A 12,019-nucleotide genomic window follows, 5' to 3' on the forward strand; every position below is an offset into this window, starting at 1 on the left:
CCTGGGCGAAATGCGCCTGGTAAGCAGAGTTTTTGAAATGTAAGGCCTTTGAATAAGACAAAAGGCTGCCTCATCGCTAACTTTGCAACAGTGCCCGCGCTTCGTTCTGGTCCTTGCTGCTCACTCGGATGTAACCGAAAGTCTTGCTCATTATGTCTCTCCCTGCCCTAAGTATCATTTAACTGACACTAACGATATCGCATCATTAGACTTATAACAATCACATTATGATACTCAATACGATACTGCTGGCTAGTCTCAATGGGGTGTACTCAATTGGTACTCAACATCACTAGCAGCAAGTAACAAACAGCCACGCCCAGCATCGACCAAGCGATACCTGTTGCACTAGAAACACAAAGACCCCCTTCCCTGATTGACCAGAGCTGTCTCCAGAAGCCAATGGGGAAGATTGCCCGTTTAAGTTCACATAGTGACCAGAGACAAATTTCTGTAGAATTTTCATTAAGAGGCACGATGAGCAGCCGAAAGTATAGCGTAGCAAAGACCAGCTACAATCTAAGGGAATACCCTAGGTACTTATTCTCAGATCTTTTTGGGAGTTTTATCGAAAGGGAGAATGAACATAAAGTGATCAATTAGACCACAGCGAAGCATATGTATCAGATAGTGAATTAATATGGTCCTTGAAAAAGACGACTCTACGGTAAATCTGGAAGATAACGTAGGGTGTCACCTTCCAGATTTTAATGTAGAGCGCGTGTGTGTAGGTCTTTAAATACCACAAGTGGACCGAGGACATCTACTTTCATTCCGGGAAGTGGTTCACCCCGCTACCGTAAGCGCCAATCAGGAATAATACCCAAGTAAAAACCTTGAAGTAATAAAGTACCAGACAGGACAATAAATAAAAGCACACCGTTTACATGTGACAGCTTATTGAAGACGCTACGGTAGACTATCCCACCGACGAATAGTACCAGCGAGGCAATCCAGAAGGCATTAACTGCTCGTCCTACCTTCCAGTATGTCTGCATTGTAGTTCGTTCAACGATATAACCAGCCAGATAGCCAACTCCCAATAAAACTAAAAGAAGCACCACAAGCGTCCCTATATTCCTCGACATATTAGTATCCTAATTGAATCAACAATGAGTGTCGCCAAAGGATAACCAATTATACGAAGTGAGATGATCGTTTGTTTCGATCAGTGGAAAGCTATCGATCGGCGTTATCTATGAGCTAACTTATCGTCTGCTACGACGCTTAGCGTTGCCCTTCATGATCGCCACCTGACGATTAATCTCAGGTGCGTGCTCTTTGAACCACTCGAAGCCTCTCTCAATGACCTTAACGCCATCATTGTTAAACCGTCCGTCACCCTCTGGTTTCTTCCAGTAGCCATTAATGCGGCCTTTCTCGTTAGCACCCCATGCACCCTTAGCGACTTCTGAGAGGTCTCTCGGTTTACGCTTAGCGTAGAATGGGTTATGCATCTGACCAGATTTGAGCATACGGTTAACAAGGACCGCATTAGGAATACCAGCTTTCTTAATAGCATCCGTAATAGACCAACCACGTGACCGCAATTTGTCGAACTCAACGTTACTAATAGGTTGAATGGTCTGGTTCTGTTTAGCGAGATTAGAGGCTTTTATAACGTTGTCATTGCGTAGCTCAATAAAGGCATTAATGACGGTCATATAGAACGGGACAGAGACCCACATAGCATACGCAATAGCGGCTTGCTCAGTCGCATAGGTACCCACCTTATCCACCTTCCGCAAATTTCCGGAAGACAGTAACTCACGAGAAACTTTATTGTCCCATTCAGATGGTCGCTGATTCTCATCAAGCCTAAGTGCTTTATGTAACTCATTAAGGTTCCACATGCGGTCCTTGTTGCATTCCCATTCGTACCCGTCAACGATGACCGGGAGTACAACGGAAGTGATAACGCCTGATTCATTTTTAACAATGGTCATGTTGTGACTCCTTCTAATAAAAGCGTCCTCTATAAGTCGCCTCCTGATAAGCCAGCTAGTCCCACAACAAAGGAACCTATCAGGCAAATGGAAGACACTTATATTAAACGGCTAGCTGTAATTGATAGTGGTCTTGGCGTAGACCATTGGTATATTTCTGTGTTTATTCTTTTGATACACTTAATTGTAAGATATTAATCACGCGACTATCTAGAAATTGCTGAGGTATCCGACCGCCATGTACCTTATTAAAAGACAGGGATTCGTTATTGACAATATACTTACCTGTGAAACGCTCAGTGCTAAATGATTCCTTTCCAGTTTTCTTGTTTTGATATACCAATTCGTGACCTATTGTTTGTATCATCCCTGATTTCTTAAGAAGTACAAGAAGACGCTTACGAGTGATGCCTAAGGTCCGAGAGACCTGCTTGAATGACATAATTGAAATGCTCATGGTTTACCTCTCTCTGTTAGTTATGGTATTCGGTGAGACCAATAGGGCAGGACCTAGCGTGTACAGCGTTGGAGGACTCAAGGTTATTATGGCTTATTTCATAAGACCAATATTAATTGAGAGTAACCGAGTGACAGCTAATGTTCAACTTTAGGAATAACTATAAGTATTAACATTAGGTTTTGACTTCAAGTATACTTTAGGTTATCTATTAATATAGTCTCTTTAATAAACTCTGTATTTAAACTTCAAGTTAACTTATAAGAATACTTTAGGTTTACCCCCTCCTGTAATCAAGGGTCAGTAATAAATACTGTCTCGTAATATTGCCATTCCCTATCAGACCAGCGCCAATTAACCAAGTTCAGACCTCGGGCTATTGCTGTATGTCGTCTTTCCGCTCCCTCAAGGCGGGCGATAGGTACGTAATTAGTGGAATCCTCAGGTATGGACCTAAGGCGCGAATATGGGAACTGGAAGTGTCTCGAACGTGCAGTCGCGAACGTGTCGCTCTCCTCCCCTTAGTGAGGATTAATGCAAACGTCGTCGAACGTGCTGCTAACGTGCAAAGTGGACATTGCGTATATGGATGGATACGAGAAGCCATTTGGTTCAACCTGAAGTCTAACCATATGAGCAATCCGTATATGAAAGCATGTATGTGAATGAATAAACTTTATGTTATTCCTATGGGTGTCTCTCCCTATAGTGTGGGTTAATTAAAATTCACATATAAAACAGAAAGTTAACCAAAAACACAAAGATCACCAGAAGTGAATTTCCATTCATAAATATTGATTATATACCCATCAAGAAGAAATCTTCCAAAGACAGGTCCTCATAGCTTCTTCAGACTTATACCTGTTTGTACCTACGATACGCTAGCACTGCATGTCTCTCTGTAGTGCGGGTTGATAACCCCCCCCCATTAGAACAATAAATCACATCCACACACCTGAAGGAAAATTTTGATTAGGCACTAGGCCACATTGATACCCCACTGACACCGAAAGCCAATATCAGCTTACTACGCTCATCTGTCTGAAGATCACTTTCAAAGGGTCTGTAACCTTTATCAGAAATTTCATAGTCAATATGCTTTGCCATCTCAATGTATTTCTCAAGACTCTCAATCGTTAATCCTCGAAACTGCTCTGAGTTTACAGCAATGACGCTGCGTGTAATATCGTCTTGGTTATTAATGTCGCTCGTTGAGAAATTGAAAGTGGAAGTATATGAATCACCATGAGCAATTGCATCTCTTACATCAAGACATTCCTTGACAATTTGGTACGGTCTTGTCCCAATATAATCATTAATACCACAGAGCATTAATGTATTCTTGTGCATTGTCTTCCGGTCTTCTTTCTGCTTCTTATTGTAATTCGAATCAACCTGTTTTCTGTAAAAGATGAACATTGCTTCAATAGCAAAGGCAGTGAATATGATACCAGTGCGGCAATGATGGTCACGTAGCCAATCTTCGGTTGTCATACCAGCTAACCCTAAACATGTTTCAGCTGTAATCATGCATTCATATGATGGCTTATTTTCTTTGCTAACTAAAAACTCTTTGACCATTATATCCTCTCATTCGAGCATCCATATTCAACTACTAAACAACCGATAGTGCTTCCGATAGTTTATCCTTCAGTATTTCTACCTCAACTTCTTTAGCGTATCGGTCATAGGTAATAGACCCCGAGCTATGACCAAGAATCGCCTGAGCATACGCCAATTCGACACCATGTTGTTTTAACTGAGTCGCAACTGTATGTCTGAACGAATGGAACGCTAATCCGTCACGGTCAGTTACAACCTTAGGTAACAACGTCCGGTTAAACCATTTGCTGACCTGCTCACCGTAACCATTCTTCATTAGCTTCAGACCGTCAAACACCATTGAGTCCTCACCTCCAGCGCCTCTACGGGCCTCTACAAGCGCCATAAAGTCAGCCAATGCGAAACCATAGGCTCCATCAACCAGAGGCACACAGCGCTCACTGTATGGGTTCTTGATGCTCTTACCGGGTAGACTGCTATCGTCTTCATTGATATGAATATAAGCGGTCCCTTGGCTGGTAGTCCTGACATCCTTAACCTGAATCTGAGCGACTTCATTAAGTCTCGCCCCGGTGATAGCTGCCAGCGTAACGACATAATAATGATACGGTTTACCAGAGGGCTTCTGAGCGTATATCTTAGCGGCATCAATAAGCTGACCCACCTGTCCTGCTGAGAACGCTTTACGGGCTTCTGAGGCCTTTCTTGGCGGCGCTTTTAGCTCTAGCCCTTCGGTCAGGTTCTTGATTAACAGGTCATTGCGTACAGCCCATTTAAACAAAGCTGCCATCTTGACCAGATACTTATTATTGATTGTCACGACATCCATGCACTCGAAGGATTCCTCTGATGCCAGCAGGTCAACCAATGAGACATCCTTGAAGCGCTGTTTACGATTCTTCGGTATCTTCTGGAGCACATCACGAACCTCAAGCATGTTCGCTCGGGTAATTGCAGTCAGGTCCGTCAGCCCCAGATAATCGAATATTTCAATGAGCGTACCGTGTGACGCTTGGTTCTCTTTTAGAGTCGCTGGCTTCCAGTTCTGAATGTTCTCTTTTTCGTACTGCTCAACAAGGAAACTCAATGTGACCAGTGGTCGTAGCTTGGTCGATGCCGCCCCTACTACTGGTTGCACCTGAGGGCGCGACTCTATGCGCTCATCAAATCCGTCAATGTAATCAATCAGCGGCTGGCTATTCCCTTCAACTCTCGCCATGCAAGCCTTGAGGACGCATTGGGCCTCATTGATGTAGCGATGCTGGTCAACAGTTAATGGTTCACTAGCTATAGCTTCAACAAGACTCTCCCCGAGTTCACCATACTGGTCACGGTAAATATCCATCATATCCGGTTCAAAGATATCTGAACGGCCTAACGATAGCTCCATCTCAGCGAGCTCTCGAAGATGACCGCGCATGTCTTCATAGGTCAACAATGGGTTATCGGCGCGAATGGCCTTGAGTGCTGACTTGATGTGATGGTGCTGACGCATAGCTGTTCTCCTGTTCCTTGTCCTTAACGAGACCGAGGATATTCTGACAGGATTACATTTAGCCGTCCAAACGTCGTTGATTATGTGTACTTTCAGTCGGCAATAGTAGATTCCGTTGCGCTGATAGAGATAGCAGACAGCACGAGCACATAGCTCTAATGGCATTGCTTGAGAGTGGCTAGTGGTTCTTGCGTGATTAGCAGGAGAGAGTCCCATATGTATACGAGTAATTCCCTATAAAGGGTTACACAGAAGGTTACAGTTAGTAACTCTGCGGTCAGGCTTTCGCCGTATCACCAAGGGATTCAATAAGATAGAGGTGATTCAGAAGGGTCATGGAGCGGGCGAAGGGAATCGAACCCTCGTATAGAGCTTGGGAAGCTCTCGTTCTACCATTGAACTACGCCCGCAAAGGTGTGCGAGGAGCATTATAAACGTTACTCCTCGCCTGGCAAGCCTTTAGGCAGCTAAGTGATGATAAAATAACCGCTTAGCACTTCGGCTTGCTGCCCTGCGGCGGCAAGTAGCGCAGCGGGTCGATGGCCGTGGCGCGATAGCGAATCTGGAAGTGCAGCCTTACCGAATCGGCGTCTGAGTTGCCCATAGTGGCTATCTGCTGGCCAATTTTTACGTTTTGACCGTTGTTCACCATCAGCTTATCGTTGTGCGCGTAGGCGGTAATGTAATCTTCATCATGCTTAATCATCACCAGATTGCCGTAACCGCGCAGCTGGTTGCCGACATAGACCACTTTCCCCGCCGCCGCCGCGTAGACCGGCTGACCACGGCTGCCTGCGATATCAATCCCCTTATTACCGCCTTCCGAGGTGGAGTAACGCATCACCACCTTACCGGTAGCCGGCCAGCGCCAGCAGCGTTGGCCCACTGCTGGCCATGAGGATAGCGGAACGGCGGAAGACGGCGTGACTTTCGCCGTTTGGGTCGTGCTGGATTTTTTGCTGCCGGAGGATTTCGCCGAGCCGTTCACCTTGAGCTTCTGGCCGACATTGATGTTATACGGCGGCGAGATGCCGTTAAGGCGAGCCAGTTCCCCGACGCTGGTGCCCGTCATCCGCGAAATGCGCGACAGCGTGTCGCCTCGCTTGACGGTGTAAACCGAGCCGCTATAGCTGCCTTCCGAATTGGATGATTTTCCAGCACAGCCAGACAGCGCAAGCCCGATAATCAGGCACATTAACAGACGTATTGGGGAAGAGAGTTGGCGTCCTGCTCGCAAAACGAATCCTCAGGTCATAAACGTTCGGGTGGCCTATAATAGCAGGCTCGCGCTGGATGCCAAACCATCAACCCTGGGTGTTAATGGGAAACGGATAGCCTTCCGCCACCAGCTCCATCACCTGCGGGCACCAGTTTACCGCCGGGATTTTCACCATGGCCGGGTAGAAAATCTGCGGTGAGGGGAACACATCCACGACATAACAGTTCTTAAGCTTTTCAGCGCAGATCTCAGACGACGGCAGCAGCGTCGCGGCGGCAAGCCCCGACTCCAGCCAGTCGAGGATCACCCCCGGTTGGGTGATATGCATAATCACTTTAGGATTCACGCCTGCTTTGCGAAACAAGTCGATCAGCATCTCATAGGTGCCAGAGTCTTTCGCCCGATGCAGCAGCACCAGTGGCAACGCCCCCAGTGCGGCATAATCAAACGGATTGTCAGGCGGCTCTGGCAGACATGTTTTATTGATAACCGCCACCAGCTTCACCGGGTCGAACGACACGTAGTCGAACCCTTCGCTGCGGTAGGGACGCTGAATAAACGCCAGATCGATAGCCCCTTCATTGAGCAGCATCTCCAGATGGCTGGAGTCGGTCACCGAGATATTAATTTCGATTTCCGGGTGACGTTGATACAGCGCCAGCAGCAGCGGTTTGAAATAGGACTGGAACAGATGGCTCATCCCAAAACGCAGCTGAAGCCGGTCTTTCTGTGCGATCTCCATCGTTTCCCTGGCGGTATCTTCCACCTGACGCAGAATCTCACAGGCTTTTCGATAGAGAAAAAAGCCCGCTTCGGTCGGCTCAATGCGGTTGCCGTGGCGTAAAAACAGCGGCGTTTGCAGTTCGTCTTCCAGCTCCTGGATACGCTTGCTCAGCGGCGGCTGTGCCATGTTCAGCACCTTTGCCGCCTGGCTTATAGACCCCTGCTCCACCACCCGGCAGAAATACCGTAATCGCTTTAAATCCATGCCGCCCTCGCTGTATATCCGCTTTGCTATAGTTTACGCACGAAGCCTGTTGTTGTAGCCACATCTTTTTGATCTTGCCTGACCAAGCGAAACGGTATTTGCCCCTTATTTCCGTAAGGAATAGGGTTAGCGCAGACATTATTTCCGATTATCAACAGGAACAAACCGTGAAAAATACAACAACCGTTCGCGACCTGCGCTCCGCGCTAGCGTTGCTGAAAACGCTGCCGGGCGAATACGTTGAAACCGATACTGAAGTGGATCCGCATGCGGAGCTATCCGGCGTATATCGTTACGTTGGAGCCGGCGGCACCTGCCAGCGCCCAACCCGCAAAAATGGCCCGGTGATGGTGTTCAACAAGATCAAAGGCTTTAACGACATCAGCGTGGCGATCGGCATCAACGGCTCCCGTAAACGCGTTAGCCACTTCCTGGACTGCCCGCCCGAAAGACTGGGCCATCTGCTGAAAGATTCCGTACAAAGCCCGATTCCACCGGTTTTGCCCAATGAAAAGGCCGTGGCTCAGGAAGTCGTCCATTTGGCAACCGATGCCGATTTCGACCTGCGTAAACTGCTGCCTGCGCCAACCAATACCGAAGAGGATGCGGGCCCGTACATCACCATGGGTCTGTGCTATGCCTCCGACCCGGAAACCCACGAATCGGATATCACCATTCACCGTCTGTGCGTCCAGAGCCGAGATGAACTCTCTATGTGGCTGACGCCAGGCCGTCATATCGATGCTTTCCGCATGAAGGCGGAAGAGATGGGGCAGCCGCTGCCGATCTCTATCAGCATCGGCGTTGACCCGGCGATTGAAATTGCCGCCTGCTTTGAACCGCCAACCACCCCGCTCGGCTTTGACGAACTGAGCATTGCGGGTTCACTGCGCGGCCAGGCCGTCGAGATGGTGAAGTGCCTGACCATCAATGAAAAAGCGATTGCCCATGCGGAAATCATTATCGAAGGCGAGCTGCTGCCAAACGTGCGCGTTCGTGAAGACCAGAACACCAACACCGGCCGCGCAATGCCGGAATTCCCAGGCTATACCGGTGAATCGAAAGATGCGCTGCCGGTGATTAAAGTGAAAGCCGTCACCCATCGTCATAACCCCATCTGGCGCACCACCGTCGGTCCAGGTGAGGAACACGTCAACATGGCGGGTATCCCAACCGAAGCGAGCATTCTCGATATGGTTGGCCGCGCGATGCCGGGCAAACTGCTGAACGTCTTCGCCCACTCCACAGGCGGCGGCAAGCTGCTGGCCGTCATGCAGTTTAAAAAATTCTCCCCAGCGGACGAAGGCCGTCAACGTCAGGCGGCACTGCTGGCATTCTCAGCGTTCCCGGAACTGAAACATGTGATTCTGGTCGATGAAGACGTGGATATCTTCGACAGTGACGACGTGCTGTGGGCGATGCAAACCCGCTATCAGGGCGATGTCGATACCATCACCATTCCGGGCGTTCGCTGCCACCCGCTGGATCCGTCTCAGGTACCTGAGTACAGCCCAAGCATTCTCCAGCAGGGGATGTCATGCAAAACCATCTTCGACTGCACCGTGCCGTTCCACCTGAAGCATCACTTTGAGCGTTCTAAATTCAAAGAAGTGGACGTAAAACGCTTTCTGCCGGACTTCGAGTAAGAGGAATAGACAATGACACCACGCATCATCATCGGCATCAGCGGCGCATCCGGCTTTCAGTATGGCGTTAAGGCGCTGGAACTCCTTCAGCCGCTTCCGCTAGAGGTTCATCTGGTCGTCTCCAAAGGCGCAGAAAAAACCTGTGAACTGGAAACGGACTTCCGTCTGGATGAGGTGATGGCGATGGCTGATGTTGTCCATCCCATCGGTAATCTGGGTGCCGCGATCTCCAGCGGTTCCTTTAAAACACTGGGGATGCTGGTCGCCCCCTGTTCGATGAGAACGCTGGGCGCCATTGCACATTGTCTTACCGATAATCTGCTGACTCGGGCAGCGGACGTGGTGCTCAAAGAGCGCCGCCGTCTGGTGCTGCTGGCGCGTGAAACACCGCTCAACCTCGGCCATATTCGCAACATGGCCGCCGTGACTGAAATGGGGGGGATTATCTTCCCGCCGGTTCCGGCTCTCTATCAGCGTCCGCAAACGGCGGACGACATTATTACGCACAGCGTAAATCGCGCGCTGGATCTGTTCGACATCGACGTGGACAACATTCCGCGCTGGGGCGAAGGATCACTGCGCCACGACGGCTAGTGCGACGAAGGAAAATGCTCTCATGTTAATCGGTCCTTATGTAAATGGGTCTGCCGTGATTATCGGCGGACTGGTCGGCGCCATTGCCGGGGGAAAACTCCCGGACCGCGTGAAAACGGCGTTGCCAATGACCTTTGGGCTTTGCTCAGTAGGCCTGGGTATTACGCTGGTGCTGAAGGTGAAATATATGCCTGCGGTGGTGCTGGCGATGATCGTCGGCGCGCTAATTGGTGAGTTGCTGCATCTGGAAAGCGGTATTGGTAAAGCGGCTGGCTCTACCCGCGGCCTTATCAACAAAGTCTTTCCGCCGGTTCAGGGGTTAAGCCACGAAGAGTTCACCGAGAAGTTTGTGGCGATTCTGGTGCTGTTCTGCGCCAGCGGCACAGGTGTGTTCGGGGCGATGACCGAAGGGATGAGCGGCGATCCGTCGATTCTGTATATCAAAACCATTCTGGATCTGTTTACCGCCGGGATTTTCGCCACCCTGCTTGGCTTTGCAGTGATGACCATCGCCATCCCACAGCTGGTGATTCAGCTGGCACTGGCAATGCTAGCGGTATTCCTGATGCCGATGATCACCCCATCGATGATGGCCGACTTCTCCTGCGCCGGTGGGCTGCTGATGGTCGCCACCGGGTTGCGTATCTGTAACATTAAGCTTTTCCCGGTTGCTAACATGTTGCCAGGGCTTGTTTTGGTAATGCCTTTTTCCCATTTATGGGCTACGCTGGTTGCCTGAGTATATGGCCCGGCGGGTTTATGCCGGGTCATCATTCATTTTCAGGAGTCGTCATGACAGGCGAACACGTCATTTTGCTCGATGAGCACGATAAACCTTCAGGTATTCTGGAGAAGTACGCCGCTCATACCCTCTCCACTCCCCTGCATCTTGCTTTCTCTTGCTGGTTATTCAACGAACGCGGCCAGTTTCTGGCAACGCGCCGCTCCTTAAGCAAGGTCGCCTGGCCCGGCGTATGGACCAACTCGGTGTGCGGCCATCCGCAGCAGGGCGAAACCTTTGAACAGGCCATTATCCGTCGCTGCCGTTTTGAGCTGGGCGTTGAGATTGCCGACATCACCCCCGTCGCCACCGAATTCCGCTATCGCGCGGTGGCGCCAAACGGCATCGTGGAAAACGAAGTTTGCCCGGTCTATGCCGCACAGGTAACAAGTGAACTACAGGTAAATAGCGACGAGGTGATGGACTACCAATGGTGTGAACTTGAGAACATTTTACAGGGATTGCGCGCAACCCCTTGGGCATTCAGCCCCTGGATGGTCAAACTATCATCTCAGGATGCTGCACGCACTGCATTACTGAACTATTGTCGCCAATAATAAAACTAAGCGCGTATCAAAATAATTGATAAGCGCTTATCAAAGATATGCTGATGAATATTTATAGCTTCCGATTTATTCACCGACATCTTACTTATACCGCCACCTTATCAAACTTCATCTTACTCTGCATAAAATCAATCATGCCTATTATGTGTAAATAATAGAATTGAGACCCCTCACGTTTTTCCACTCCAATATGATATATAAAATCATACCAACGGTTAAAAACTATTACTCATAACCTAAAAGCAAATTAAGTACAAAGACATTTGTAAAAACAATAGTATTTCATTCATAAATTAAGGCCGATATAAATAACGTATTTAATATATTTATTTAATCAATATAAACAGGACACCGGAGGTCTGATGAAAACATCTTCACCCTACAAACCATTGCTGCTCACATTAGTCGCACTCAGCCTGACGGTGCTTCCTGCGCAGGCCGGAAAAGGACGCTGGCAGCAGCATACCGGCAAAGGATACCTGATGTGCGATGCCATGTTCAAAGAGCTAAAACGTCATGATTTTTCGAGGACAAAATCTGAAGAATCATGCGCCATTTACCAGGTACTCCCGCAGGCAAAATTATTCCGACGGCCGGAATGGAAAAAACTGGACCCGAACCAATACCGGCCGCTTCTGCGCCGTATCTTTGCCAGAGACTACTATCGGCTTGATTTACCAGAAAAAGATCGAGGGATGTTACGACTGTTCGATAATGACCTGTATCAGCCAGATAGTGTTTTGGACTCACTGACTGCTGAGCAA

Annotated in this window: 11 protein-coding genes and 1 tRNA gene; 5 read left to right on the forward strand and 7 right to left on the reverse strand. The window is 48.8% G+C overall.

Annotation, left to right across the window (positions count from 1 at the left end; translation table 11 throughout):
- Positions 1-1,208: 1,208 nt before the first annotated feature.
- From HII27_RS26055 to HII27_RS26085, 7 genes are all read right to left on the reverse strand, one after another.
- On the reverse strand, positions 1,209-1,946 hold the full coding sequence (locus HII27_RS26055) for a KilA-N domain-containing protein (protein ID WP_185670149.1): 738 nt from the start codon (positions 1,944-1,946) through the stop codon (positions 1,209-1,211).
- A 163-nt stretch (positions 1,947-2,109) separates the two neighbouring features.
- A complete protein-coding gene (locus HII27_RS26060; RefSeq protein ID WP_185670150.1) occupies positions 2,110-2,403 on the reverse strand; it encodes a hypothetical protein in 294 nt (97 codons plus the stop codon).
- Positions 2,404-3,375: 972 nt separating this feature from the next.
- Positions 3,376-3,984 carry a hypothetical protein gene (locus HII27_RS26065; protein WP_185670151.1) on the reverse strand — a complete coding sequence of 203 codons (609 nt, stop codon included), beginning with the start codon at positions 3,982-3,984 and terminating at the stop codon, positions 3,376-3,378.
- 34 nt (positions 3,985-4,018) lie between these two features.
- The gene (locus HII27_RS26070; protein ID WP_185670158.1) at positions 4,019-5,626 is read right to left on the reverse strand and encodes a site-specific integrase; all 1,608 of its coding nucleotides are present in this window, start codon (positions 5,624-5,626) and stop codon (positions 4,019-4,021) included.
- 171 nt (positions 5,627-5,797) lie between these two features.
- Positions 5,798-5,871: transfer RNA gene (locus HII27_RS26075), tRNA-Gly, on the reverse strand.
- An 80-nt stretch (positions 5,872-5,951) separates the two neighbouring features.
- Entirely contained in the window at positions 5,952-6,698 is a 747-nt protein-coding gene (gene actS / locus HII27_RS26080) for an amidase activator ActS (protein ID WP_370631758.1), read from the reverse strand.
- A gap of 67 nt (positions 6,699-6,765) precedes the next feature.
- The gene (locus tag HII27_RS26085) at positions 6,766-7,668 is read right to left on the reverse strand and encodes a LysR family transcriptional regulator (RefSeq protein ID WP_185670152.1); all 903 of its coding nucleotides are present in this window, start codon (positions 7,666-7,668) and stop codon (positions 6,766-6,768) included.
- A 167-nt stretch (positions 7,669-7,835) separates the two neighbouring features.
- Between HII27_RS26085 and HII27_RS26090 the strand changes: the two genes are divergently transcribed.
- From HII27_RS26090 to HII27_RS26110, 5 genes are all read left to right on the forward strand, one after another.
- Positions 7,836-9,314 carry a UbiD family decarboxylase gene (locus tag HII27_RS26090; protein WP_185670153.1) on the forward strand — a complete coding sequence of 493 codons (1,479 nt, stop codon included), beginning with the start codon at positions 7,836-7,838 and terminating at the stop codon, positions 9,312-9,314.
- Between the two features lie 12 nt (positions 9,315-9,326).
- Positions 9,327-9,908 (forward strand): UbiX family flavin prenyltransferase, encoded by a 582-nt coding sequence (locus HII27_RS26095; protein WP_185670154.1) that lies wholly within the window; start codon positions 9,327-9,329, stop codon positions 9,906-9,908.
- A 22-nt stretch (positions 9,909-9,930) separates the two neighbouring features.
- The gene (locus HII27_RS26100; RefSeq protein ID WP_185670155.1) at positions 9,931-10,647 is read left to right on the forward strand and encodes a DUF554 domain-containing protein; all 717 of its coding nucleotides are present in this window, start codon (positions 9,931-9,933) and stop codon (positions 10,645-10,647) included.
- Between the two features lie 53 nt (positions 10,648-10,700).
- Positions 10,701-11,246, forward strand: coding sequence for an isopentenyl-diphosphate Delta-isomerase (gene idi, locus HII27_RS26105; protein WP_185670156.1), 546 nt, complete (start codon positions 10,701-10,703; stop codon positions 11,244-11,246).
- Positions 11,247-11,617: 371 nt separating this feature from the next.
- Positions 11,618-12,019: hypothetical protein (locus tag HII27_RS26110; RefSeq protein ID WP_185670157.1), on the forward strand; the 402-nt coding region annotated here is incomplete at its 3' end.

It is taken from the genome of Kluyvera sichuanensis (assembly GCF_014218705.1).
In the GTDB taxonomy this organism is placed as follows: domain Bacteria; phylum Pseudomonadota; class Gammaproteobacteria; order Enterobacterales; family Enterobacteriaceae; genus Kluyvera; species Kluyvera sichuanensis.

Excerpts from the sequence above, each read along its gene's own strand:
- HII27_RS26065 (WP_185670151.1), bottom strand. The coding sequence starts at position 3,984 with ATGGTCAAAGAGTTTTTAGTTAGCAAAGAAAATAAGCCATCATATGAA.
- HII27_RS26095 (WP_185670154.1), top strand. The coding sequence starts at position 9,327 with ATGACACCACGCATCATCATCGGCATCAGCGGCGCATCCGGCTTTCAG.
- HII27_RS26060 (WP_185670150.1), bottom strand. The coding sequence starts at position 2,403 with ATGAGCATTTCAATTATGTCATTCAAGCAGGTCTCTCGGACCTTAGGC.
- HII27_RS26085 (WP_185670152.1), bottom strand. The coding sequence starts at position 7,668 with ATGGATTTAAAGCGATTACGGTATTTCTGCCGGGTGGTGGAGCAGGGG.
- idi (WP_185670156.1), top strand. The coding sequence starts at position 10,701 with ATGACAGGCGAACACGTCATTTTGCTCGATGAGCACGATAAACCTTCA.
- HII27_RS26070 (WP_185670158.1), bottom strand. The coding sequence starts at position 5,626 with ATGCCATTAGAGCTATGTGCTCGTGCTGTCTGCTATCTCTATCAGCGC.
- HII27_RS26055 (WP_185670149.1), bottom strand. The coding sequence starts at position 1,946 with ATGACCATTGTTAAAAATGAATCAGGCGTTATCACTTCCGTTGTACTC.
- HII27_RS26100 (WP_185670155.1), top strand. The coding sequence starts at position 9,931 with ATGTTAATCGGTCCTTATGTAAATGGGTCTGCCGTGATTATCGGCGGA.